The sequence below is a fragment of the Microvenator marinus genome, from assembly GCF_007993755.1.
In the GTDB taxonomy this organism is placed as follows: domain Bacteria; phylum Myxococcota_A; class Bradymonadia; order Bradymonadales; family Bradymonadaceae; genus Allomicrovenator; species Allomicrovenator marinus.
In genome coordinates, this window is record NZ_CP042467.1 from 2894509 (window position 1) to 2918745 (window position 24237).

The 24237-nt window shown below is 56.0% G+C and carries 19 protein-coding genes; 9 read left to right on the top strand and 10 right to left on the bottom strand.

Going from position 1 to position 24237, the window contains the following annotated elements; all coding sequences use genetic code 11:
• Window positions 1-38: 38 nt before the first annotated feature.
• From FRD01_RS11805 to FRD01_RS11815, 3 genes are all read right to left on the bottom strand, one after another.
• On the bottom strand, window positions 39-3941 hold the full coding sequence (locus FRD01_RS11805) for a serine/threonine-protein kinase (RefSeq protein WP_146959868.1): 3903 nt from the start codon (window positions 3939-3941) through the stop codon (window positions 39-41).
• A 98-nt stretch (window positions 3942-4039) separates the two neighbouring features.
• Complete coding sequence (gene lpdA / locus FRD01_RS11810) at window positions 4040-5431, bottom strand: dihydrolipoyl dehydrogenase (protein WP_146959870.1); 1392 nt, start codon at window positions 5429-5431, stop codon at window positions 4040-4042.
• Between the two features lie 33 nt (window positions 5432-5464).
• The gene (locus tag FRD01_RS11815) at window positions 5465-6616 is read right to left on the bottom strand and encodes a hypothetical protein (RefSeq protein ID WP_146959872.1); all 1152 of its coding nucleotides are present in this window, start codon (window positions 6614-6616) and stop codon (window positions 5465-5467) included.
• A gap of 200 nt (window positions 6617-6816) precedes the next feature.
• Here FRD01_RS11815 and FRD01_RS11820 point away from each other — a divergent pair, with 200 nt between their 5' ends.
• Complete coding sequence (locus tag FRD01_RS11820) at window positions 6817-7038, top strand: hypothetical protein (protein ID WP_146959874.1); 222 nt, start codon at window positions 6817-6819, stop codon at window positions 7036-7038.
• A gap of 3 nt (window positions 7039-7041) precedes the next feature.
• Here FRD01_RS11820 and FRD01_RS11825 read toward each other — a convergent pair whose 3' ends face one another.
• From FRD01_RS11825 to FRD01_RS11835, 3 genes are read right to left on the bottom strand one after another with little or no spacing between them, the layout of a single operon-like run.
• Window positions 7042-8571, bottom strand: a complete 1530-nt coding sequence (locus FRD01_RS11825) for a rhodanese-like domain-containing protein (RefSeq protein ID WP_146959875.1) — start codon at window positions 8569-8571, stop codon at window positions 7042-7044.
• The gene (locus FRD01_RS11830) at window positions 8568-9833 is read right to left on the bottom strand and encodes a hypothetical protein (protein ID WP_146959877.1); all 1266 of its coding nucleotides are present in this window, start codon (window positions 9831-9833) and stop codon (window positions 8568-8570) included. The genes FRD01_RS11825 and FRD01_RS11830 overlap by 4 nt, the downstream gene beginning before the upstream one ends.
• Window positions 9830-10429 (bottom strand): hypothetical protein, encoded by a 600-nt coding sequence (locus tag FRD01_RS11835; RefSeq protein WP_146959879.1) that lies wholly within the window; start codon window positions 10427-10429, stop codon window positions 9830-9832. Before FRD01_RS11835 ends, FRD01_RS11830 begins: the two co-directional genes overlap by 4 nt.
• A 165-nt stretch (window positions 10430-10594) precedes the next feature.
• Here FRD01_RS11835 and FRD01_RS11840 point away from each other — a divergent pair, with 165 nt between their 5' ends.
• Together FRD01_RS11840 and FRD01_RS11845 are read left to right on the top strand one after the other, a co-directional pair.
• The gene (locus tag FRD01_RS11840) at window positions 10595-10864 is read left to right on the top strand and encodes a hypothetical protein (protein WP_146959881.1); all 270 of its coding nucleotides are present in this window, start codon (window positions 10595-10597) and stop codon (window positions 10862-10864) included.
• A 90-nt stretch (window positions 10865-10954) separates the two neighbouring features.
• Entirely contained in the window at window positions 10955-11239 is a 285-nt protein-coding gene (locus FRD01_RS11845) for a hypothetical protein (RefSeq protein WP_146959883.1), read from the top strand.
• A 7-nt stretch (window positions 11240-11246) separates the two neighbouring features.
• Here FRD01_RS11845 and FRD01_RS11850 read toward each other — a convergent pair whose 3' ends face one another.
• The 4 genes from FRD01_RS11850 to FRD01_RS11865 all read right to left on the bottom strand — a co-directional run bounded on the left by FRD01_RS11850 (window position 11247) and on the right by FRD01_RS11865 (window position 16100).
• Window positions 11247-11537, bottom strand: a complete 291-nt coding sequence (locus FRD01_RS11850; protein WP_146959885.1) for a hypothetical protein — start codon at window positions 11535-11537, stop codon at window positions 11247-11249.
• A gap of 104 nt (window positions 11538-11641) precedes the next feature.
• Entirely contained in the window at window positions 11642-12904 is a 1263-nt protein-coding gene (locus FRD01_RS11855; protein ID WP_146959886.1) for a hypothetical protein, read from the bottom strand.
• Complete coding sequence (locus FRD01_RS11860; RefSeq protein WP_146959888.1) at window positions 12901-13848, bottom strand: hypothetical protein; 948 nt, start codon at window positions 13846-13848, stop codon at window positions 12901-12903. Before FRD01_RS11860 ends, FRD01_RS11855 begins: the two co-directional genes overlap by 4 nt.
• 116 nt (window positions 13849-13964) lie before the next feature.
• On the bottom strand, window positions 13965-16100 hold the full coding sequence (locus FRD01_RS11865) for a prolyl oligopeptidase family serine peptidase (RefSeq protein WP_146959890.1): 2136 nt from the start codon (window positions 16098-16100) through the stop codon (window positions 13965-13967).
• Between the two features lie 71 nt (window positions 16101-16171).
• On the opposite strand from FRD01_RS11865, the gene miaB reads away from it, so the two are divergent.
• The 6 genes from miaB to FRD01_RS11895 all read left to right on the top strand — a co-directional run bounded on the left by miaB (window position 16172) and on the right by FRD01_RS11895 (window position 24232).
• Window positions 16172-17578, top strand: a complete 1407-nt coding sequence (gene miaB, locus FRD01_RS11870) for a tRNA (N6-isopentenyl adenosine(37)-C2)-methylthiotransferase MiaB (RefSeq protein WP_249756202.1) — start codon at window positions 16172-16174, stop codon at window positions 17576-17578.
• Window positions 17579-17587: 9 nt separating this feature from the next.
• Window positions 17588-19069, top strand: coding sequence for a hypothetical protein (locus FRD01_RS11875; protein ID WP_146959892.1), 1482 nt, complete (start codon window positions 17588-17590; stop codon window positions 19067-19069).
• An 8-nt stretch (window positions 19070-19077) separates the two neighbouring features.
• The gene (asnB, locus tag FRD01_RS11880) at window positions 19078-20991 is read left to right on the top strand and encodes an asparagine synthase (glutamine-hydrolyzing) (protein WP_146959894.1); all 1914 of its coding nucleotides are present in this window, start codon (window positions 19078-19080) and stop codon (window positions 20989-20991) included.
• Window positions 20992-21119: 128 nt separating this feature from the next.
• The gene (locus tag FRD01_RS11885) at window positions 21120-21878 is read left to right on the top strand and encodes a hypothetical protein (RefSeq protein ID WP_146959895.1); all 759 of its coding nucleotides are present in this window, start codon (window positions 21120-21122) and stop codon (window positions 21876-21878) included.
• A 23-nt stretch (window positions 21879-21901) separates the two neighbouring features.
• Window positions 21902-23230, top strand: a complete 1329-nt coding sequence (locus FRD01_RS11890) for a hypothetical protein (protein WP_146959897.1) — start codon at window positions 21902-21904, stop codon at window positions 23228-23230.
• Window positions 23231-23305: 75 nt separating this feature from the next.
• A complete protein-coding gene (locus FRD01_RS11895) occupies window positions 23306-24232 on the top strand; it encodes an SDR family oxidoreductase (RefSeq protein WP_249756203.1) in 927 nt (308 codons plus the stop codon).
• Window positions 24233-24237: the final 5 nt, after the last annotated feature.

The window sequence follows — 24237 nt, forward strand, 5'->3', positions numbered from 1 at the left end:
TTACACCTGCTATATGACGATGGCCAGCAAGGTTGGTTTCAGAGAAAGAGTGCGAGCTTCTTTTGTAGCTTTCTTGCGAGGTCTTCCGCACCGATAGCCTCGATCAGTTCGATCACGGTGGACACGGACTGCCTGACTTTATTAGCCGGTTGATGGGTCACGAGCTGCATGGCGAGTTTAGCGAGTTTCTCAGGGACCCGAAGATTTGCCCCGCCGCGTTGATCGGCCAGGACTCGGAGTTTCTGCAATGTGGGCTGCAGCGTGTGGGGGTTGTTTTGGACTCGAGCGAGCCAGGCTTCGCCAGTAAGCGCAAGCATCAGTGCGATATTATTGCCCAGCCGCTCGGCTTGATTTCGTGCGATCGGAATCTCTTGCGACGCTGATTCAATATCGCCCATCACAATATGGAGTTTGGCCAAACTAATGGCGGCAAGTGACGCAGACTCGCGATTCCCCATCTGCTCGGCCAGCTCAAGGGACTCTCCGTAATAGGCGATGGCTTCCTCGATATTCTCCTGTGCTTCATAGACCATTCCAAGGAAGAGCAAACCAGCAGGCTGATACACGCCGAGTCCATCTTCCCCGCCAATTCGCATAGCCTCGGCGACGGCCTCGGCGGCGTCATCGGGCTTTTCCGCCTCCACGCAGAAGAGCCCCTTGTAGATCAGCGAGAGCGCACGTCCGTGGGAGTCGGCGATCTCGGTATGAACTTGGAGTGCCTCTTCAATCAGGGTGAGCGCGGTCTCGGGCTTGCCTTTTAGCCACGCGATTTCAGCGTGCAATAGGATCGACTTTCCGATGCCGTATTTGTGGGAGAGCCTTTCATTGAGGGTGAGCGCGCGTTCAGCGTGAAACTCGGCCTCTTGCACACGCAGGGAGCGCCTCAATGCCATGCCTAGAATCAAGTGAGCGTGAGCCTGCCCAAGCGTGTCGCCGGTCTTTCGTTTAGCTTCGAGGGCCTGTTTTACGAGTTGTTCAGCTCGGTTCACGCCCTCGGTCACGATCGCGATCATCGCGAGTTCGATATCGATAGAACTCACAATGCGCCAGAGACCTGCAACTTCAGCACGTTTCCGGCAGGCGTGGAAGACGTCAACCGCCGAGCGCAAGTGGCCGTGCGCGTAATAGCACTGTCCAAGGCCGTAGAGGTTCTGCACGGCGATCGCCACGTTATTGAGCGCGTCGGCCTTGTTGATACCCTCTTGGAAGCGAGCTTGGGCCTCGACATATCGGCCTTGATAACGAAGGATTTCCGCGTGGTTGGTCTCGCACCTTAAGATCCCAACAAAATCAGGAAATTTTTCATAGAGTGCGATCGTGGAATCGAGATTGGAACGCGCCTCGTGATAGCGACCAAGCAAGGTGTAGACTTGAGCAAGAGCCTCGGAGGCCATGGCTTCGCCGACCTGATCGCCAACCCGCCGGGCCTCTTCAAGGGCGGCACTCAGCGCGTACTCCGCGGGGCCATACTCGCCCAGAAGTTGGTAGAATTTGCCCTGCCTCAGACGCACTTCGAGCAGTCGTTCTCCGTCCGGGTCGATCTCGTCACTGAGGAGCATCTGTGCGGAATTGAGGAAGTTCAAGCTCGCCCGGAAGTCGAGGGCATCCTCAGCGTCTGTGGACGCGGTCATCCACCACTTATGGGCCTGCAGTCTCTCGTCGCATTCCATATAGTGTTCAGCGATGGACGATGAGAGTTCGAGCCGTCGATCCCGAGACGTAGACTCGTAGAGATCGGTCTTAATCTCCGCGAGGTGGGCGTGCACGCGTTTTGCGTCTTCGCCAAAATCGATTCCTGAGTCAAAAAGCGTCTTTTGGCTGAGGCTGTAGCTAAACTCAAGCCCAGGCTTAGTGCCCATAACGACGGGCTGCAGGATTCCGGCGCGTGCAAACCGATCGACGGCATCGTCGATATAGAACTCTAAGTCGGGGCGCGATTCGCGGCGCAGAAGCTCTTTTAGGACCCGCAATTCAAAACGCGAGCCGATAAGGACAGCGCGCAAAATCAGGGCCTTAAAGACACCACCGTGGCTTGTGTGCGTGACCAGGGAACGGATTCGCCGAAGCACAAGCTCGCTCATACTCGGTGGAATGAAGTCCTCGCCCGGAGGCAGATCTGCGCGCAAATCCCAGCGTTGAACCCCTTCGTTGAACTCTACGAGCTCGGCTTCCAGAAGGTATCTGGAGACCTCAGTCAAAAAGAGCGGGTTTCCGCGGGAGAGGCGTAGAATGCGGTCCTCAACGGCCTCCGAGGTCGGCAAGAGATAGCCGAGCATGCGCAGGGCTTCCGCATCGGTTAGACGATTGAGCTGAATCGCGTGGGCAAACGAAGGCCCAACAACTCTGCGGCCTAGCCCTGAGATGTGGTTGAGCTTTTGCGACGTGCCGACCTCGTCCGTGCGCGATGTGAGCACGAGCAGTAGCGGCAGCGTCAGGGCCGCGAGCTCCTCCTGCCAATGCTCGAGGAGGCGCTGGGTGAACGAGTCGGCCCATTGAAGATTTTCGAGGACGAGCACCGTGGGGCGATTTGTTGCGATACTAAAGATCGCCTGCTCTACTACGGCGAACGCGGCGTCTTCGGAGAGGGCACTCTTTTGGTCGTCATCTACGAGGAGAATCCCTCGCAGCTCGATAAGCCTATCCATCGAGAGAACTTGAGGCAGCGTATCTTGCCCACCACCTGTTTGCTGTTCAGTCAGGGGTGCGAGGGCTTCACGCAAACCTACAAGCGGTCCGCCGTGCTCCTTGTAGTCGCCTCTTAGGACGAGGACGCCGTCCATCTCAAAGTGTCGAACCCACTCGTTGAGGAGGCGCGTCTTGCCGACGCCGACATCGCCGGTAATCCACGATACGCCGCCGGAATAGAGGGCTTGTCGGGACCAATAGAGCAAGGAGTCGAGCTCTTCCTGGCGCCCAACCATGGGCATGGAGGCGAGTCGCAATTCAAAGTTCTGTGAGACCATCATCACGCGCGCTTGCGTGTCGGACTCCGCATTCATGGGCCTGACAGCCGGCACCATCTCAGGGGTCTCGATATGGGCTTCCGGGTCGATGTTCTGGAACATCTGGATCATCGACGGCGAGTTCTTGCGCCGACTCAGCCACGTATAGGCCTCGCCCGCGTTCGGAAACCTGTCTTTGGATTCCTTTTGCGTGCAGATATCGACGAACTCCGCGAGCACCGTGCCCTGGAGCTTTTCGGGCATAGACGGGATCGGCTGGGAGACCTGCTTGATGAGGATCTCCATGGAACTTCGGCCGGTAAACGCACAACGCGCCGTGACCATCTCGTAGATAAGCAGGCCGAGTGCGTAGATGTCGGTCATGGGCGTGACTTTTTGCCCATAAGCCTGTTCGGGCGACATATACTGCGGTGTCCCGAAGATCATGCCCTCTTTGGTAAGGGTCGGCTCTTTTTTACCTCCGGCGCCTTCGACGTACTTCGAAAGCCCGAAATCGAGCACTTTCGCGAGGATTTCGTCGTCCTGCCCGGTGTTCACGAGAAAGATATTCTCGGGCTTGAGATCGCGATGCACGATGCCGTGTTCGTGAGCTTCACGAAGGCTCTTGAGGATTTGGAGGGTAATCTCCACAGCACCATCGTGCTCAAACGGTCCCTGGGCGAGCACGTGTTCACGCAGGTTTAGCCCCTGCAAGAACTCCATGACGATGTAGAAGAGACCATTCGTCTCGCCGAAATCATAGAGTTGGATGGTGTTTGGGTGTTTGAGGCCGCTCGCGTGGAAGACTTCTCGGCGAAATCTCTCGACTTCAGTGCTCTTCTTCGCGGCTTCGGGCTTCAGAACTTTGAGCGCCACATCGCGGCCCATCACGTCTTGGCGCGCACGATAAACCACGCCGTATCCGCCACGACCTAGCTCTTCTTGAATACGGTAGCGCCCCGCAACGAGTTCCCCGATTTTCGGAAGTCCATCACTCATCGGCCTCTCAAACAACGGCGAGGCGTGCCAAATTTTGAATGCTCATTCATCAGTAAGAGAAAGATGCCACAGGGTGGACAAAATTCCCAGAAGCGAACTTACATATTTAGTGGCGAGCCGGTAACGGATAGAGCCGCTTCTTTGATCACTTCGGCGAGTGTCGGGTGTGCGTGTGAGCTGCGGCCGATATCCTCGGATGACGCGCCAAATTCCATGGCAACGGCGAGCTCGGCGATCAGGTCGCCCGCCCGTGGTCCGATGATTTGCGCCCCAAGGAGGCGATCGGTTTTTTCGTCCGCCAGGATTTTCACGAAGCCCTGTGTGCTGGCTAACGCCTTTGCGCGGCCGTTTGCCATGAAGGGGAATTTTCCTTTTTTGTAGGCGATGCCGGCTTCTTTGAGGGCTTCTTCGGTTTTACCCACGGACGCGATCTCAGGCTCGGTATAAACCACGTCAGGAATCGCGTCGTAGTTGATATGTGCGCCGATGCCGTTCATGCGCTCCACGCAGACCACTCCTTCTTCCTCTGCCTTGTGGGCGAGCATTGGTCCGGGGATCACGTCTCCGATGGCGTAGACGCCCTTGACCGAGGTCTCGAAATTCTTGTCCACGTGGATGGTGCCGCGCTTGTCGGTTTCAAGACCGATATTGGAGAGCCCGAGGCCGTCCGTGTATGGGCGGCGCCCCACCGAGACGAGCACGCGATCGCCTTGAATCGATTTGGACTCGCCCTTTTCTTCATACGTCACTGTCACGGTTTCGCCGTCTACTTTGGTGCCCGTAACTTTGACGTCGAGGAGGAATTCAACGCCTTGTTTGCCGAAGATCTTCTTGGCCTCTTTGGCGACCTCGGCGTCCGAGTTGCCTAGGATTTTTGGCATGTACTCGAGCACGGTGACTTTTGCGCCCAGACGGCGCCAGACCGAGCCGAGCTCAAGCCCGATGACCCCGGCACCGATCACGATGAGGTGCTTTGGAACTTCTTCGAACTTGAGCGCACCTGTGGAGTCCACCACGCGATCTTTGTCGATGGTCACCCCAGGAATGCTGGACGGTTTTGAGCCCGTAGCGATGAGGATTTTCTTGGTTTCGAGCACCTCTTCGGTCCCGTCATCTTTCTTGACGGTCACCTGGTTCTTGCCGGTGATCGAGCCAAATCCTTGGATGCCGTCGACCTTGTACTTCTTAAAGAGGTATCCGATGCCGCCGGTGAGTTGCCCGACGATCTGATTCTTGCGCTCGAGCATGGCGCTCAGATCCAATTGGATATCGGAGACTTTGACACCGTGTTGTTCCAACGCGTGATGGGCCTCTTCGAATTTTTCGCTGGACTCAAGCAAGGCCTTCGACGGGATACATCCCACGTTGAGGCAGGTACCGCCGTAGGTTGAATACTTCTCAATGCACGCCACCTTCATTCCAAGCTGACCTGCACGAACCGCAGCGATATAGCCCCCAGGACCCGAACCAATTACAACCAAATCGTACATGACTTCTCCATCAAGAGAGGGAGTCTCCCCATACTACTCTTCGTTTCGGTCGTCTACTTCGTCTCCTGTGAGTCCATCAAAACTCAAGCCAGCCTGTGTGAGTTGGCCGCCCGCGTAGACGACGATTCCGCCCCCGCCGCTCTTGGAGATCACGGTGTCCGAGATGTCCAACGATCCGCGAGTAGTGGTTTGGCCTGTAACCACAACGGCGAACTCATTATTTTGGAAGTTCTTGCCGCCCGCATTCGCGATCACCGCGTTTTGAACCACATTGCTGGTGCTAAGGGATTGGAACGCGAGTCCGCCCCAATAGCCGGCGATATCTTCCACACCCATAAGCATTACTGGCGCGTCCGCGGTGCCGAGTACGGAGATGCTTCCGTCGCGGGTGTGCAGGGTCGCGCCTTGCTCAAACTGAACTTCCACGCCAGCCTCGAGCGTCAGCGCACCACCTTCCTCCACGCCGCCCGATGGCGCCACCTGGTAGGGTACGTCGAGCGCTTGCCATGACGCTGTGGTTTCAAGACCCCCACGAGTAACGTGCACGGCAGCTTTGGTGTTGCCTGCCATTACAAACGACGGGTCGATCTCTTGGGCTTGCTGGAAAGGCACAGCAACAGGGAAGTCGTCCACGTCTGAGAAGCTCACGTTGGTCGAGCCTGCGATGGTACCGCCGGCCGTGATGGAGAGCCCGATTCCCGCACAGTTTTGCACGTTGACGTTGGTCATCACGAGGCTTCCGGGCGACGTGGTGTCGCCTTGAACGGTGATACCCCAGTCGTTGAATTGGAAACTGGAGGTGCAGAAGTCTGTGAGCGTTGTGTGGGTAAGCTTGTTGTCTGGAGACACCGAAGCAAAAGCGATTCCACCCCAGAAGCCAGGCTCTGCGGTTTGGCCTTCGAAGACGATCGGTGCTTCTTCGGTGCCGGCAGAGTCAAGAGAACCCGTCGTGACCTGAATGGATGCGCCTTGCGCCAAACGGACGGTGGTTCCAGGTCTGACGTCAAGCGCCGCTTCTACGCGAATGGTCTCCTCTACGAGGATGGTGTCGCACTCGGCGCCCCAGGTGGTGACTTCGGTAATGTTGGCGTCTACCACGGTCTCGCAAGGTGCTGGACCACTGTCGCCACCACAGCCGTAGATAAATGCGGTACATACTAGAGTTGCAGGTATTCTCAATTTCATGATGTCTCCTCCCGATTTGTGGGGATGCTTGTTATGCCCGGAGGGGCGTTTTTTGTAAGACTAAAAGATCTTGGGGGAAATTCAATAGTTGTTTGGGGGTTTGAGTTTTTTTGCGGGGGAGTTAGACTGTTTTGGACGCTAAGTCTTTTTGCGTAGTTCATCTGAGGAGGAGAGACCTCCTCTACAATAATGGAGTAACCATGAAATCGATTCTCTTTGCACTTACCGCATCCGCCGCTTTGTTGATCGCAGTTCCAAGCTTTGCTTGTGACGGACATGCCAAGGCCGAAGGCGAGGAAACCACCAAGACCGCTAATGCAGAATCCTGCGGTTGCGACTCCTGCGCCTCCGACAAAGACTGCGCATCATGCGAGAAGTGCGCAAAGAAAGAAAAGAAAGAAGAGACTAAGAAGAAGTCTTAATTCTCAGGTCTTGAGAATGAAAGGCAGTTCAGGCGCTGATTGGACATCGGCGAACTGATTATAAACCGATGCGGGCACCTTTAGTGCTCGCATTGTTGTTTTCCAGATAGACGCTCCTGGAATTCTGCCGGAGTTGTCCGTCACGGCCCCTGCAAGCGCGCCCGTATTGGCGTCGGGAATATGGTAGCGGTAGTTATGGCCGTCGCCAGTGTTTCCAGCCACCGAGATATCCCCATAATAGCCACCGCGCACCATGCCGCCGGCCAGAATGACGGTATTCTTACCTTCGTTGCCGTAGCTAGCCGCTGCGGGCGAACGACCGCCGTCCAGGCTGTAGATCGCGATGAGGGTGCGGTCCCACATTCCGGCGGCTTTGAAGCTCTCGATGAGGCGCACCAGCGGGAGCACAGTTTGGCGGGCTTTGACGTGCATCTGGTCGGGCGTTCGCTGGTCATGGACGTCAAGATAATCAAACTCAACCGCAAATGTACGGGTCATATCGTTGGAGAGCAATTTGAAGGCGTACGCGCACTGCTCCCAGATATTTGCCTTGATGTTTTGACCCACTTGAGGCGGCACACCTTCGCTCCAGTAATTACGCTCCTCGTCGGAAAGCGGCAGGCTGATGGTCTGGGTTTGTCCGGTATAAAGGAGTTCTTGGACCTCTTGAATATTCTGGTTGTGCCTGTCCACAGCGCCCGTTGAATAGCCGTACTTCTGGAAATAGCGCTGGTCGAGGGAGCGCAGGATTCTCGAGATGGTAGCGGCCTCCTCGGGAGATGCGAGCACGTTCAAGTCGCGGACTTGGTCTGGGAAGGCGTTCATGAGCTCGGAGACATTCTGGCGGCGGTCGAGCTCGGCACCCGGCAGCCCAGCACCGAAGTGATAGACCGTGTGGAAGCGGCTCACGCCCTTAAATGCCACGCCGTTTCTGAGCGGTTTATCGTCGAGCTGCTTTTGCCAATAATTGTGCAACGCGGCGGGCGTAGGGGTGGAGGAGTAGTGTGGTTCGTTGCCTTGCTCGGAGTAGGCCGGTTCGGCCTCGTACATGGCCATACGCCCGGCACCGCCGTTATATCCGCGGCCCGGAGATCGCGTGCAGTTTGCGGCTTCGTGGCCGTGGATGCGGCCCACAGAAAGCTCGAACATCTCGCAGCACGCGATATCGTCGAGATGCGGGATGAGCTCCATGGAGTCTTCGGTCAGGTAGAAGTTATGCGCCTGCTGACTCAGGTTATTGTAGAAGAGCGCGCATTTTGTGCCGTTGGTGCCGCGGCGCAAATCCGCGTGGGTCGCAAGGCCTGGAGAGACGAAGACATGGCCGAAATCCCATTGGTCGCGAAGGTTGATCTCCACAAAATAGGTGGGCGCGGAGTTCTCCATCTCTTGTGCGTGGGCCTCTCCGACGAGCATGGACATCGCGTCGAATTTCAGCGCGGCAGGAACGGCAGGAGACGCTAGGGCCGCGCCCATGAGCTTGAGGAACCGGCGGCGCTTAATCGGCGACATTTCTTTGAGATTAGGCACTTTCATTGAACATCTCCTTGGCTCGAGAGAACCACTTGAATCACACGAGGCTCCACAAAGGTTTCGACCACGATATCAGCCCACGTGGGGTCTTGGGTCTGGCCTTTGGTTGCGCGCCATGCGACCTGCTCGAGCATATCGCGGGCGATCTTTCCGGCGGCGGTATCGGTCATTCCAAACGTGTATTCGATGACGTTTCGAGCCATGCAGGGCACGAAGACATCGCTTTCACTTAGGACCTGTGCGGCCCCGCGAATATCAGGGACATCTTGGCCGAACATCTTTGAGCCCTCAAAAGCGGCGGCGGATTCATCGTCCATATGCGAGGTCATGAGCCCACCAAAGCTGCGTCCAAGCTCGCCTTCCGGGTCTTGGAGACCGGTTGCTTCAGCGCGCCAGAGGCCGGTTTGGTCGAACTTCACGAAGAATTGGGCGTGTGCTCCGAATTGGCCGTGGCACGAATAACAGGCGGAGCCGTTGCCGAATGCGTCTTTAGCTTCTTCCACCGTTTGTTCTTCGGCCGTGCTCGCGCGGAACATCGGGATCAACACTTCTTTCTCAAGATAGGGCTGAAGGTCTGATTCCATAGGATAGGCGCGGCAGGCGAAGACCTTCATGAGGCGCGTGGCGCGCCCGAGGTTGAAGCGGCCGGCGTTTCCAGCGAGGAACGCTCGGGTGGTGAGCACGCCCGCGTTGTATGGAGCACCGGAGTCGCAGGTGGTCTGGGTGCCATCGGCGGCGATACAATAATCTGCGGTGATGATGGTGGAGAAGGGCAAGCCGGAGTTGACCACGTATTCGACGAGCCTTCCGGGCGCCTCGAAGTCCACGCCGTCTCTCTCGCCGCTCGCCTTGAGTTTCTGCGCCATCAGGTAGCGCGCCGAGCGGGCAAAGCCGGGTTCTTTGGTCCAGGCTTCGAGCATTGGGCGAATCGCCTCTGACCCTTGAGCTTGCAGGGCGTTGACCTCTGCCGACTCGAGTGGGCGACCGACGAGCATCTGCACGAGACTTCGCATGTAGAATGTGGCGTCTTCAGGGCTGAGCTCAGGTGGCTCGACCCGCAGGGGCGCTGTGTTTTCGGGCTGCTCGGGCGTCTCGGGCTGCTCGGGAAGAGGCGTAGGGTTTGTCTGAGGCTCAGGCGTTTGGGTAGGTGCTGGGGAGTTCATGGGCGCGAGCGCGCCGGGCTCGTCAGCGCCGATGGCGACTTCGCCTTTGCATCCAATTCCAAGTGTCCCGAGTGCGAGTGAAAGTAGAATTAGGTGTTTCATCGTCCTACGAACTCCATGGATGAGAGCACTGCAAGGCACGTGGTTTCGTAGCGTTGTTCGGCCGGCACTGCTTCTTCAGCGAGCGCGTCTTCGACGATGGCGAGGTCTTGCTCGTTGGCTTCGCGGCCGTAGGCGGCGGTGACGAATTCGTTGAGATGCTCAGGCAATGAGGGATATCGGTCGCGCATTGCGGCGGAGTTGCAGACGGCCTTGAGCGATTGGACCCAGGTGGACATTTTGGCTGCAGACCACGAGAGGTCAGCGCCGATTCCCTGGCCGTAGTTGTGGTCACCAAGGGCGTAGCGGTTTCGATTGAGGTCTTCAAAGGCCGGGTCTTCTTGCGAGAGTCCAACAACACGTTCAAGTTTCGCAATTCTAACATGGAAGGGCAATAATTGCGTGTTTTCGCGAGAGATTTCGAACGCTGGTGGGAGAGGCTCATTGGTCTTTGGGTCGATGACCTGGCCGTTCTCGTCGTACTTCGGAAGGTTCGACTCGGTCTCATCACCCATCATCAATTCGACTTCGCCCATTCCACACGCGCTGAGCGCGGATGCCATGAGGATTAACACGAAGGTTTGGAGGAGTTTTTTCATCGATTTTGCCCGTTTCGTACTTTCTGCCACTCGCACCTACATGTAGGAGCAAGAATGATACCAACGTTTTGGGGTCAAAAATACGTAGTTTTAGGGGCTTAGGTGCTCTAGATCGGAGACTTTTGACCACGATCGGGGGATCTGGACCGTGGGATCAAAGCCACAGTGCGCATCTGGGCGAGTTCGACCTTGCTCTTCAACGCTGTGGGGGCGAGGATCGCGGAGGTGGGCGCCCAAGGCGCTCCTGACATCTACGAAGAGGCTGTCCCGAGGCTTGAATTGGTCGCGCGCCAGAAGCTCGGCGACACATTGAAGCTGGGGTTCAAGGCCACCAACCTCATCGACCCGGAAATTCGGTACACGCAGGGGGACCGGCTAGTGAGCAGACTAAGGACGGGGCGAAAGTTCTCGGTGAGCATCGGCGCAGATTTCTGAGCCTCCCTATCTGCAGCTTGTGGCTTGAATAGCCACTAGATGCTAAGCTTGCGGGGTGATCAGGACGGGCTCGGAGTGAGTGGAGAGCGCATGGATTGGCGGCGCGAGGGACTGGGGCGAAATCGGCAGGTGGGAAAGCCGAGAAACACCATGGGAGCACTCTTCGTGTTGATGGTCATACTGGGGGCTTGGGCCTATTCGTATTTCGAGAGGGCCAATGACCCGGTGCGAATCTTTGGGGCAAAGATACTGAATTGCCCACCGAGAGATCTGAGCGTTCGACCCAAGGGAGAGGAGCTCGTGATTGAGGGATGTGGACGCGTGCTCTATGCGCGGTGCGAGGAGAGTGGCTGCATCGACGTGGACGCGTTCTAGCGGAGGTTTAGTCGCCCTGATCGCCAGACGGGCCAGTGGAAGGTCCGGTTGGCCAATCTCCGATCTTCTCAACACAGATATTATCGAATCTGTTAGGTTGCCATGCGACCGATGCTTGGGCCTCGCTGAGTGCGGTTTGCTCGTCGGGCGTTAGTGGCTGGAGATCGCCGAGGGCTTCTCGGAGGGCGGACAAAGGTTGTCCGTCGAATTCGTCTGGGATTCCAAAGGGATCGAACTTGTCCAGGCAGGCGAGCGTGGGGTGCCTCAGATGCACGACCTCGTCGTAGACCTCAAACATTGTGTGTTCAAACCCCGAGAGCTACGGCGCCGGATATCCTTGAGCTCGAATCAACCCGCCGATAACTAGTGGGTACAAAAAGGTAGGTGTTGTCTTTATCATCTTCACTCCGCGGCCCTGCGAAAAATCAAGCGGTTGCTTCGATAGGCCCAGTAGAGGCCCTGAATGTCGGGATTGGCGATATTGTTCCAGCTCACCGCAGGGATCCACGGGTTGTAGATTCCGGCGACCCAGACGATAGTCTCGGGACCGGGATTTAGATCGACTTCTAGCTGGTCGCGGTGTGCGAATGTACGATCCTCTTGGGGTAGTCCAATCAAGATTGGATCGTCCTGAACTTCATAGTCCACAAACGTGACAATCTTCATCGGCACGTGCTCCAAGGCGAAGTTTTCCCGCGATGTGCCACGAAGAAGCATATTCATGCTCACACTAGTCGCGTTAGCCGGAACTTCGATCAACGACTCTCTCTCGTGGGATTCGGCCGGATCTTCATGATAGACAGATATTCTATTGCTCCAAGCATACCAATCCCCCCGCTCCTCGTAAGCTTTCTCCGCGCCACTAAGCTCTACCCCCTCAGCAAGCGGGATACAGGGATGCTCCGGGATATCAAACCCACCGTAGTAGAGGGTCATTCTAAACATCTGAATCATCTCGCTAGATAGTGCATTTGGCTTGAAGAAAAAGACCACAATGTCGTACGCCCGCGCTTCGGGAAACGCGCTCGCCGGAATCCTTACCTTCACAGTCTGTTCGGATTCGTGAGGAACTTTCATGAATAGAGACTGAGATTGGTAATCCATGCCTCTCCAGTCCCAGCTGTATTCAGCCTCGACGCTCTTATGGTCCACCAAGACAGAGACGGCGAGATAGGGGGGTAGTATCTCGGGATCAGGTTTCGGGAAAACCTCAGTGTTTGAATCCGCGTAATAGTCGATGAGATGAAAGTTTAAATCTTCTCCATAGGGAACCCAAGCACCTCTCAAGCCTCGCTGGCGCCCTTCATCTCCAACGATAGCAACCAGACCACCCGAAATGTCAGCTGCTCCGTTCTCCCATGGCAAGTTCCAGTCTTGATTGGATATCTCCCGAGTTTCACTGTTGAGAGATGGCAAATAGAAGTCTTGCTCCGACTTGGCTGCTGCGATGGGATCTGATGCAGAGTTGCAAAATGGAGGTGCAACGTCTTCCACAGTCTCAAAATCACCATCCGATCCGAATTCATTTAAGTCTAAGGCGAAATCGAGACGCATATCCTCAGTCGTTCCCAAGTCTAAACCAAGATCAGAATTGCTGTCTGCACCCCCGGTCGCATCAACACAGCCAATCCCTAAGACGAGTAGAATCGCGAGGATAGGTTTCATTGGAAGCAGTTCGGGGCGTAGCCAACATAAGTCTTTGGCTGAAGGAAAATCATGTTTTTGGAGACCTTGCTAGCACCGCAAACGCCGTCGCGATTATCCCTTCCGACGCTGAACGGAACCGTGTTCAACTTGACTTCCACGTCCCCATCCACATAGCTACTGTTCGAATCAAAATAATCGTTTTCCAAACGCGCATCGGCCTTTATCGCCAATCGACTGAAGTTCCCTGGTGTGGGATCGAATAGAAACGTTGTTTGTAAACTGTTCCATTTGAAGTACTCGAAACGGGTCGACGCATGCTCCGAACGAATGAAATGTGGTTGCTTTCGTTCACAGACGGGTTCGAAAACTGTTATCTCGTCGGTAACTTCATAATAGGAACATTGTTGGACTTCGAATGTATCCCCATTTGCCGAGGCGCTTTGGGTGTCACAGGAACTCATGGTCCCGCCAATGAGGTCGAAGATACCGGTATCTTCAATGTTGATGACGCCGTCATCGCTCGCCAATGCCCCCCAGAATGGGTCAAGGTTCTGATAGGGCGATATTCCGCCTGAATCGATCCAATAGGGTCGATCCGAAATGACGTATTTTATGTTAAGATCACCGCATTGGTCGGGTCTGGGAATGTCGATATCGTCGTTACATCCCTCTCCAAAAGCCAAGCCGTAAAAGGCGTCTTTGTAGTCAGATAGACTCGACCAATTTCCGTCATTGACTGGATGCCTGACGGCGGGAATACCATCACCATTGTTTGGATCAATCGTAATTGTCAGCAATTGCGCCGTCGCATCCCACGAAGAGGTCATGCCGATTTCGCGATAGTCGCAGATGGTTGTCGCCGAGAACTGCGGAGCATCTGTGAGCTGAAAAGTGACGCAGTCGTCATAACCGGCGTTTAATGCGGCGGTACAGACTGCTTCAGATTCAGCCGCGAAAGTCATTGCGGCACTCAATGTGGCGATAGAAAATAAGAGTTTTTTTGCATAGTTACCCCTCCTTTGGGCTCGTAGGAGCTTTCAAGATGACAGACGGAAAACACAAAGTCAAATGAGCCGGGCTACATATTGAAGACGTGCATAAGGAAGGCGTAGGTCTCGGCGTCGGATTCCACAAAGGACCGGATTTTGTCGGCGCCTCCGTGCCCTGAGTTGCGCTCCAGGCGAAGGAGTACAGGCGCGTCACCGCCCTGCGCGTGCTGAAGGGCGGCGGTAAACTTTCGGGCGTGCATCGGGTCCACGCGGTCGTCGCTATCGGCCGCCAACATGAGGAATGCCGGGTATTTCTGGCCTACTTCGAGCTGGTGGTAGGGTGAATAGGCATGGAGCACGCGAAAGTCTTCGGCGACTTCGGGGTCGCCGTACTCGGTGGTCCACGTTTTCCCACTTCCAAAGAGGTGGTATCGCACCATATCCAAGAGCGGCACGGCGCATACCACGGCACCAAAGAGTTCGGGGCGTTGCGCCATCACGGCGCCCACGAGTAGACCGCCGTTAGAACCACCACGAATGGCGAGCTTTTCTGGGGCCGTATAGCCATTGGCGATGAGGTATTCGGCGGCGGCGATAAAGTCGTCAAAGACGTTTTGCTTTTTCTCTCTAATGCCCGCGTGGTGCCACGCCTGACCATACTCTCCGCCTCCCCTTAAATTGGCCACGGCCCAAACGCCGCCCGCCTCGAGCCAAGGATAGATGCTCGCCCGAAAGTAAGGCAGCTGATTGACGCTAAAGCCGCCGTAACCGTAGAGAAGTGTGGGCGTGCTCCCGTCGAACTTGATGTCCTTTCGACGCACGATGAACATGGGGATTTTTGTGCCGTCTTTGGACGGATAGAAAACCTGCTCGACCATGTACGGTGAGGGATCGACGGGGACCTGCACTTCATTCCAGAGGCTTGTGACCCCAGTGGCGATGGAGGTTCTGTAGATGCGTTGTGGTTGGGTAAAGGACTGGAAGGAGAAGTAGGCCTCGTCGTCCTCGGGGTTACCCGTCATGCCCAGCGAAACACCTGGGCCCGGAAGCTCGATATCTCGCACCAGGGTGCCGTCGAGCTCGTAGATGAGGATATCGCTGACCACATCACGGGTAAGGACCACAACAAGCTTTCCGCCGATGATCTGGATGTTTTCGATTACGGCGCCGTCTTCAAACTCTGGGATGAATTCCTTCCACGCATCGCGTTCTGGCTTCAAAGCGGAAGCCTTCATCACTCTAAATCTGGGAGCACCTTCGTTGGTGAGCACATAAATATTTTTATCATGCACCACCATCGAGTAGAGGCTATCGCGGCCTTCGACAGCTGGAACAAAGTCGCCACCGCCCTCAAGATCCTTAATAAAGACCTCAGACTTATGCCATCCGGTCCAAAGATAATGGACTAGAAATCGCCCATCTCGGCTGAGATCGATACCCGTAAAAATTCTTGCGTCCCGTGTGGCCTCACGAATCAGCGGGTCTTCTTTATAGGAGGTTCCCAGCGTGTGGTAGCGGACCTCGGCTAGCCCGGGACGGTCGGCGATATTGCCGTCCTCGGCGGGCGGTAGGTGTACGTAGTAGAACCCGGTGGAATCGGCGGTCCACGCGGGTCTTCCGTATTTCATTCCGGGAATCACGTCGATTTCGGAAACGCTGCGGTCGGCCACGTTCATGACGTAGAGCGTGGATTCGTCGGCGTTGTTCTCCTTCAGCGAATACGCGAGTTTCTCCCCGTCATGTGAAGCCACCGCAAAGCCAACAGAGACGGAGCCGTCTTCACTAAGCGTGTTTGGGTCAAGGAGGAGTTGTTCTTCGCCTTCGCGCCCTTCGCGAAAGTAGTAGACCATTTTTTCGCGGTCGGCGTGTCGGCGCACGTAGAAGTAGCGGGTGCCTCGGCGCACCGGTGGCTGAATGGAATCTACATAGTAGAGCTCCGAGAAGCGCTCCATGAGTTTTGAGGTCACGGGGAGCGCCTGAAGTACTGAGCGCGTGTGGGCATCCTGTGCGTTGGTCCACGCCTTGACCTCGGGGTCTTCCCAATTCTCGAGCCAGCGATAGGGGTCTTGAACTTCGACTCCGTGGATGGTTTCGACGATGTCTTGGCGACGAGCGAGCAAGTCTTGGGTTTGAGGCGCGTTCAAGGTGGGTTGCTCCTGAGGAGTGGGACGTGGGGATGTGGCGCAGCTCGAAATAATGAGCGCTAGCAGCAATGTATACTTCATTTCGACTCGTGTACTTGACCAATGCGTTTGGTTTTCCTAGTGTTCGCCGCCCTTGGAGCCTGGAAGTGATCATGAGCGCATTCGAGCACGACGAACGAGATCCATACGCCAATAACGGTGAGTCAAACGCTATGCCGCAAGCCTCGCGGCCCGGCAAGCGTGTTTTTATCGAGACTTACGGCTGCCAGATGAATATGGCGGACAGTGAGTTGATGGGCGGCATCCTTCTGAATCAGGGCTACACGGCGGCGGCCAATCTGGAAGAGTCGGACATCATCTTGATCAACACGTGCGCGGTGCGCGAGAAGGCTGAGGAGCGCGTGTTTGGGCGGCTTTCACACCTTTTGCGCTACAAGAACGAGAACCCGAACGTGATATTGGGCGTGGCGGGCTGCATGGCGAATCACCTCAAGAAGGAGATTACCGAGCGCGCTCCATACGTAGATATTGTGGTCGGGCCCGATGCATACCGGCGCCTCCCCGAGATGCTAGTTCAGGCACAGGAAGAGGAAGTGGACCCGCTGATCGATGTGCGGCTGGACAAGGCCGAGACTTACGAAGGGCTCGTGCCTGTGCGCTCTGAGGGCATCACCGCCTGGATTAGCGTGCAGCGTGGCTGCGACAAATGCTGCACTTTCTGCGTGGTACCCTTTACGCGTGGGCGAGAGCGCGGCGTAGCGCCATCGGATGTACTGTCCCAGGTCCGAAACGTGGCCGAGCTTGGCTATAAAGAGATCACGCTGCTCGGGCAGACGGTGAACTCGTATCGCGTGGGCGACTATGATTTCTCGGACCTTTTGGAAGACGTGGTCAAGGTGGACGGCATTGAGCGCGTGCGCTTTACCTCGCCCTACCCTACCGACTTCAACGACAAGCTTCTTGAGACCATGGCGCGTCACAAGAAGATTTCAAAGTATCTTCACCTGCCCGCTCAGTCTGGCTCAACTTCAATGCTTGAGCGCATGAAGCGGCGCTACACGCGTGAAGAGTTTGACGCCCTGGTCGCGAATATTCGCTCGTACATGCCGGATATTGCGATGTCGACCGATATCATCGTGGGCTTTTGTTCGGAGACGGACGAGGAGTTCGAGGCGACTTTGGACCTGATGCGTCAGGTGCGCTTCGATTTCGCCTATATGTTCCAGTATTCGGAGCGAAGCCTCACGGCGGCGGCACGAAACATGCCGGACGACGTCCCCATGGAGGTCAAAGGTGAGCGGCTCAAGCGACTTATCGAGCTTCAGGAGTCGATCTCTGCCGAAGTCTTCCAGACTAGAATTTCAACCACCCAGGACGTCATGGTCATCGGCGAATCACGCCGCAATCCGGACGACCTCTGTGGGCGCACAGACGACTTTAAGATGGCCGTCTTTGCCAAACCAAGTTTTGAGCTTAAACCCGGGGACATCGTCCCCGTTCACATCCACGACGCTACCAGCCACACCTTGATTGGGCGGGTACCGGAAGGGATTTCGTAGGGGAGAGATATGAGCGCTCACGAGCGATTGAATACAATTTCGAGACAGTTGAACAAAACCGCGCTCAACGAAGTACTGGGCTTCCAAGATGCGACTCACGCTCCGGACCAGGTTTGGTTTGTGGCCGGGGTCTCGGACGGAATGGGGCTCGCCACGGTGGTAGCAGCCATTGAAGCCGGGCTTCTGAAGCACGGCGTCGGCGTCTATTGGGAGCCTCCGCACCTCTTGGAAGTCAATTCCGACGGCACACCGGTGTCACCGATTCACCGCGCACGCCTTGAAAATGCGCAGGCTCTGGAGGCTTTTGCAAAGGAGCGTGGCGCAAACTTCAAGGTCATTTCTGCGGACGTGATCTTGGCGCCCGGCCGCGATCTCAAAGGTCAACAAAAAGGCGAGGTCAAGCCGCTCCCGGCTGAGATCGTGAGTGCTGTGGAAGCCGCGCGGGCTGCCGCGCCGGTCAAAGACATCATCTTCATCAACTCGGTGGCGTTTGGTAAGTGGATGTGTCCTCGCGAAGGCCAGGAGGCAATTCGCACCCCGACGGTCGACTTCGAAGGCTGCATCGTGGAGTCGCAGACCAAGCCTTATCACGTGCGTGGTTACGAAGAGACGCTCGACACGATGGGCAGAAATCACATCTGGATGGTCGAGGATATTCGCGGGCGCGGATGGCTCGGCCCGAAGAGCGTGAGCGCGTTCTTTACCTGGGCTGGTGGCTCTCAGAACGTGGCGAGCCTGGAAGGCATTTATGGCAAGGGCGCGCTTGGTGATGCGAAGTTAATCGCTGAAGCGGACGTGACTCGGTTTAGGCTTGAGCACGGTTTGGCGTTCGGATCACACGCGATTGTGAGGCTTCCGGCGTTTCTTTCAGCGGCGCTTATGGGGATTCCAGGCGGCGGCCTCTTTGGTCTGGTTTCGCGGCGTATCCTTGAGCAAGAGGGCGCATTTGAGGACATCCCGGAGCTCGCGAGCAAGATGGTTCGGCTGATGTTTGGGCCCGAGTGGATTCGCGAGAACCCGCTGAGTCAGGTGGAGCTCGACCACGGCGAGTGCCTTTACCTCGAGCTCATTAACGGGGCGATGGCCAACGTTCAACAACGCATCGAGCAGGAGATTGAGTCGGGTGCGGCGCTGCCGTTTAGCCCTGCGCTTTCCAGGCGCGTCCTCAACGGATTTGCACCCGAAGGCTGGCAACAGATGCTCAAGAAATTCGTGCAGCCCGACGCGAGTGTGCTCACGAGCGCCGATATCAACCCTCAGACGCTGGGCGAAGCCGTGAGCACGCACACGGTGGCTGAGGAGCTTGGCGAAACTGAGCTCAAAGACCTGGTGTCTCCGCTCTTCAATGGCTCGGAGCCCACGTGGACCTTCGGAGTTCCGGTCAACGCCGGCGACAAACTCCTCACCTACCTCGCCAAGACCGACGGCGCTCTCGTGGCCACGGTGCTTAATTCTTCAGCTCAACCTGTGGTTCGCGGGGTCGCCCGCTAAGGCTAGCCATGTGCGGCATCACGGGTTTCTGGGCGGAATCGATTGGCACGTCGCGTGCCACCGATGTGGTGCGCGCCATGTGCGACTCTATCGCGCATCGCGGGCCGGACGCCGAGGGCGTTTGGGTGCGCGGCGCGGTGGCGCTCGGGCATAGACGCCTGGCCATTTTGGACGTCTCGGAGGCTGGTGCACAGCCCATGAGTTCGCCCTCGGGGCGATACGTGATGGTCTATAACGGGGAAGTGTACAACCACCTCGATTTGAGGGCCGAGCTCGACGAGACGTGGCGCGGTACTTCAGACACCGAGACCATGCTCGCCGCTTTCGAAAAGTGGGGCATCACCGCGTCTGTAAAGCGCTTTGTGGGTATGTTCGCCTGCGCGATTTGGGATACCAAGGAAGAGGAGTTGGTCCTTATCCGAGACCGTCTCGGTATCAAACCGCTCTACTGGGGAAAGGTTGGGAGCGCGCTCGTATTTGGGTCTGAGCTCAAGACGTTTAGGGCGTTTCCGGGCTTTGAGTCAAAGGTAGACCGTGGAGCTTTGGCCGCGTATATGCGCGCCAATTGTGTGCCTCACCCGCAGACCATTTACGAAGGCGTGCACCAGATGTCTCCGGGCACGATTTTGAGGGCGAGGCGCGGTGTCACGCGCGTTGAGGTCTTCTGGTCGGCCCGGGACGTGGCGCGAAACGGTCTCGAATCGCCGCTGCATTTTGGCACGAATCAGGCCGAGCTCGCCAAGGAGCTTTTGCACGAAAAATTGATGGATGCGGTCAAGCTACGCCTTCTCTCTGACGTGCCACTCGGGGCATTTCTTTCTGGAGGTGTGGACTCATCTCTGGTGGTTGCGTTGATGCAGGTGCAATCAGAGAATCCGGTGCGGACGTTCTCGATTGGTTTCGAAGACAAGGCGTACGACGAGGCGGATCACGCGCGCGCCGTTGCGAAGCATCTTGGCACAAATCATACCGAGCTTGTGGTGCGCCCCGAAGATGCTCTAGAGGTGGTCCCAAGGCTTTCGCAAATCTGGGACGAGCCGTTTGCGGACTCCTCGCAAATCCCCACATTCCTTGTGAGTCAGCTCGCGCGCGAACACGTGACCGTGAGTCTCTCGGGCGACGGTGGAGACGAGCTCTTCGGTGGGTACAACAGGCATATTCTGGGGCCGAAGGCGTGGGGGCTGATGAGTCGTCTACCGTCCCATTTGAGGAGTGGTGCATCCGACCTGATTGGCATGCTGCGTGCCGAGCAAACCGACCGACTCTTCGGGGCATTGGACGGCAGGATTCCGGGAGCCGGGAAGATGCGACTTCCGACCGACAAGCTCCAGAAGCTAGGCCGTATCCTTGGGGCGCAGAGTTTCCAGGAACTCTATGCGAGGCTTGTGACGCATTGGGATTCGGGCGTGGTACTTGGCGCGCCAGAAACGGCGGCACCGTGGGCTGAAATGGGCAGCAACGCCGAGACGATGATGCTCTTAGATATGGAGACTTATCTTCCTGACGATATCTTGACCAAGGTGGACCGGGCGAGCATGGCGGTGAGTCTTGAGGCGCGGGTTCCACTCCTCGATCATCGGGTTGTGGAGTTTGCGTGGCGCCTTCCTTTGGACATGAAAATACGGCCTAAGGCCGATCCCGCCGGCAAATGGCTCTTGAGGCAGGTGCTTTACGATTACGTGCCTTCTGCGCTCATCGATCGCCCTAAGATGGGGTTCGGGGTGCCGATTGACGCGTGGTTGCGCGGCCCACTGCGTGAGTGGGCAGAAGACCTCCTGCACCCAGACCGACTCAAGCAGGAAGGCTACTTTGACCCTGCGCCGATTCGCCAAAAATGGGATGAACATCAGTCTCGCGCGCACAACTGGCAGCACCATCTCTGGGATGTGTTGATGTTCCAGGCGTGGAACTCTCAAACTTGAAAACTGCTTTTGTGTTTTTCTCAAGAAACCATTTGAAATTGGTTTTCTTTTTTTGGTTAGACTGCTTTCCACATCAGAAACCCACTTAGAAAGGAGACATCATAGGTGGTTCGACTTGGAAGGGAGCTTTGAGCGTCATTTTATTTTTACTCACGAGCGGAACGAACGCGTCTGCGTTTGATCGCACTTATTGTGATCCGGACACGGATCCGGACAATTGCGACTGCCCATCAGGTAGTTGCACAAGCCAGGCGATCGCCAGCTTGCCAACTACAGATGATCCCGCATTGATGCGCCAGCAAAGCGGCCTGACCTCTACTTGGGATTCAACAGAACAGGCTTGGATTGTAGAGGCCAATGTTACGGCCATGAAGACAGGCGTCATCCGCGTCACGCCGAACGCAGGAATTTATGCGAATACCAATGAGTTCTATGAGTATATGAGCACACTCTTGGGCGCCACTATGCCAAATCAGCTATCTATAGACGGAGTACTTTTTCCTCCGATCATCTTGGACCAGAAAGGTGTGTCCCATAGGTTAAATGAGACAACGGAACGATGGGATTTACTGCAGACCTGCAACCTGATTTTTGACATGATGCTGGCCCCAGACGGCAGTGTTACTATTGACGGAGTCCAGCTTGAGGTTTTCACGTCCGGCGTCACTTGTGCTGGAACGGACCCTAAGTCTCATGACGAACAACAAGACGGACCTCTCCTGGCAGCGCAATGCTCTGTGGCAAAAACCATTGGCGAGTCAGTACAAATGACCAACAGAAACAAGGGTGTATGTACGAATTCAACTGCTCAGTACGTGAATCGCTACGTATATCCCAAAACCAAGGACGGGTCGTACAGCACCGCTGAAGCGCAGTGCCAGTTTTAACCGGTTCTAGAGTGTTTACGCAAATGAATCTCATTGGCGCCAGACTAGGGAAACTACTTCATATTGTTGGCTTCTTTATGGTTTTGGGATGTGTAGATAGCGAGAGCGTCATTCAGATTCCAGAACCCATTGAGTACCACTCTCAAAACGCGGATACCTATTTCAAACCAGGAAAGTCGTTGAGGCCTCCTCCAACGACAAATGCCGAAGACTTCCCAGACACAAAACTCTGGATTACTGAGCGAGAATGTTCACCTGAAACCATTAGTTGGAACATGAAGCAGGGGCCGTTTGAGATCGTTGAACGGCCGTCTGATCGTGCTCACATGACTGCATCGGAGTTTATTGCCAGCGGGCCGGCAATTACCTCCAGTATCTACCAAGTTTCGATGATAGTGCCTCACCCAAAACACCAGGCGGGATTGGGTAGCGATGGGCAATTTCAATCACACATCTTGTATTCAAATCATGGCGATGACGTTGAGATTTCTACCTATCATTGGGCACCTACATCGTTTGGTAAGCTCGGGGAGTTGGGATACACCGTTTTGGTGAACTTTAGGCCTACCTCAACCACTCATCGGCTCTGGGACGATAGCCGTAGTGAGATACTCAAAGAGGTGCAAGATTCTGGTTGGACGTTTAGTCGGCGAGCCAACGTCCATATCGTGGACTTGAATATTGGGGCGGACAACTTTGATGAGCCCGGGGCCTATGACGTCACCGTCTTCATGAATTACCACGTCGATCATCGAGTCAACAATCAACATGTGTCCCGCTTCACCGTTCTATATGGAGGCTACTCTCTAAAAAAAGAAGTGTGCGTGCGGGAAGCGCTTGAAGAACCCATCACCGATTTTGAGAGGGAAATGGGCCGAAACACACAGTGGCTAATCGGAGCATTTGAGCGCGATTCCGGCTCCACGCGCTATGCGACAACACACCCAGATGGTGGAGTTTGGGTCGACTGGTCATTGTTTCGACTATGGATCGATAAGCCACGTATTGTGGCGCTTATCCCTCTGGTCGATGCTAGGCCTGCCGCAGAGCCCATTTATACGTGGTCTGGAGGAGACAAAGGCGTGGGCAACAACAGCATCACCGAGATACTCGAGATGGTGGACGACCGAGGTTCATTTTGGGTAGATATTGAAGGCCGCGAGAAGAAAGACGTCATGATGATGGCCATACCCGACCCCTTCTTGCCTCGACGAAATCTGGATGGAGACGTGTTTTATGAGAATGGTGCTTACGGAAACAGGCACTCAAACATCCTCTCCATTTCAAGCTTTCGAGACGATAGCGATCGATGCGACGCTCAAGAGGGGCCTTGCATTGAGTGGGGCTACTAAAGGTTTGCATGTTCACAGAGCCTGCTTCTACAAAGTGCGAACTCGTAGTACATGAGGCGCAGGCCAAGGAGGAATATGCGTTACCTAGTCACCGGTGCTGCCGGATTTATCGGAAGTCATATCGTAGAAACCCTGATTAAAGCGGGGCATGAGGTTCGTGGGTTGGACAACCTATCCACAGGGCATCGGCACAATATCGAGCCGTTCCTGAAGGATTTCGAGTTCATCGAGGCGGATATCCGGGACGCTAAGGCGTGTCACGCCGCGTGTGCAGGGGTGGACCACGTGATTCATCAGGCGGCGCTTGGCAGTGTTCCGCGGTCCATCGAGGACCCGATTACGAGCCATGAAGTCAACACCACGGGCACGCTGAACATGTTGATTGCGGCGCGCGATGCGGGCGCCAGCTCTTTTGTGTTCGCGGCGAGCTCGTCCACTTACGGGGATACGCCCGTGCTTCCGAAGCACGAGGATATGACGCCGAACCCGATGAGCCCGTACGCGGTGACCAAGACCACATGCGAGCAATACCTGAAGGTGTTCTCGGACCTCTATGGCCTCAATACCGTGGGCCTTCGATACTTCAATATTTTTGGTCCTCGGCAGGATCCAAACGGGCCGTACGCTGCGGTGATCCCGAAATTTATCCAGATTTTGAAAGATGGCGGTGTGCCGACTGTGAACGGTGACGGCGGCCAAACACGTGACTTTACCTACGTGGCGAACGCGGTTCAGGCGAACCTTAACGCATGCACCCATGCCGAGCGTGCCTCCGGTCAAATCATGAATATCGCGTGTGGTGAGCGAATCTCTCTCAACGACCTCTACACGATCATTGCCGAGGAGCTCGGAGTCACGCAATCCCCCAATTACGGCCCTCCCCGCGCCGGCGACGTTCGCGATTCGCTCGCCGATATTTCCAAGGCAAAACGCCTCATCGAGTACGACCCGAGCATCGACTACCGAGAAGGACTGCGACTCACAGTTGCGAGTCACGGCTAATTGAG

Excerpts from the sequence above, each read along its gene's own strand:
- asnB (WP_146959894.1), top strand. The coding sequence starts at position 19,078 with ATGTGCGGCATCACGGGTTTCTGGGCGGAATCGATTGGCACGTCGCGT.
- FRD01_RS11830 (WP_146959877.1), bottom strand. The coding sequence starts at position 9,833 with ATGAAACACCTAATTCTACTTTCACTCGCACTCGGGACACTTGGAATT.
- FRD01_RS11865 (WP_146959890.1), bottom strand. The coding sequence starts at position 16,100 with ATGAAGTATACATTGCTGCTAGCGCTCATTATTTCGAGCTGCGCCACA.
- lpdA (WP_146959870.1), bottom strand. The coding sequence starts at position 5,431 with ATGTACGATTTGGTTGTAATTGGTTCGGGTCCTGGGGGCTATATCGCT.
- FRD01_RS11835 (WP_146959879.1), bottom strand. The coding sequence starts at position 10,429 with ATGAAAAAACTCCTCCAAACCTTCGTGTTAATCCTCATGGCATCCGCG.
- FRD01_RS11855 (WP_146959886.1), bottom strand. The coding sequence starts at position 12,904 with ATGAAACCTATCCTCGCGATTCTACTCGTCTTAGGGATTGGCTGTGTT.
- FRD01_RS11895 (WP_249756203.1), top strand. The coding sequence starts at position 23,306 with ATGCGTTACCTAGTCACCGGTGCTGCCGGATTTATCGGAAGTCATATC.
- FRD01_RS11820 (WP_146959874.1), top strand. The coding sequence starts at position 6,817 with ATGAAATCGATTCTCTTTGCACTTACCGCATCCGCCGCTTTGTTGATC.
- miaB (WP_249756202.1), top strand. The coding sequence starts at position 16,172 with ATGAGCGCATTCGAGCACGACGAACGAGATCCATACGCCAATAACGGT.
- FRD01_RS11805 (WP_146959868.1), bottom strand. The coding sequence starts at position 3,941 with ATGAGTGATGGACTTCCGAAAATCGGGGAACTCGTTGCGGGGCGCTAC.
- FRD01_RS11815 (WP_146959872.1), bottom strand. The coding sequence starts at position 6,616 with ATGAAATTGAGAATACCTGCAACTCTAGTATGTACCGCATTTATCTAC.
- FRD01_RS11890 (WP_146959897.1), top strand. The coding sequence starts at position 21,902 with ATGAATCTCATTGGCGCCAGACTAGGGAAACTACTTCATATTGTTGGC.
- FRD01_RS11860 (WP_146959888.1), bottom strand. The coding sequence starts at position 13,848 with ATGACTTTCGCGGCTGAATCTGAAGCAGTCTGTACCGCCGCATTAAAC.
- FRD01_RS11850 (WP_146959885.1), bottom strand. The coding sequence starts at position 11,537 with ATGTTTGAGGTCTACGACGAGGTCGTGCATCTGAGGCACCCCACGCTC.
- FRD01_RS11875 (WP_146959892.1), top strand. The coding sequence starts at position 17,588 with ATGAGCGCTCACGAGCGATTGAATACAATTTCGAGACAGTTGAACAAA.
- FRD01_RS11825 (WP_146959875.1), bottom strand. The coding sequence starts at position 8,571 with ATGAAAGTGCCTAATCTCAAAGAAATGTCGCCGATTAAGCGCCGCCGG.
- FRD01_RS11845 (WP_146959883.1), top strand. The coding sequence starts at position 10,955 with ATGGATTGGCGGCGCGAGGGACTGGGGCGAAATCGGCAGGTGGGAAAG.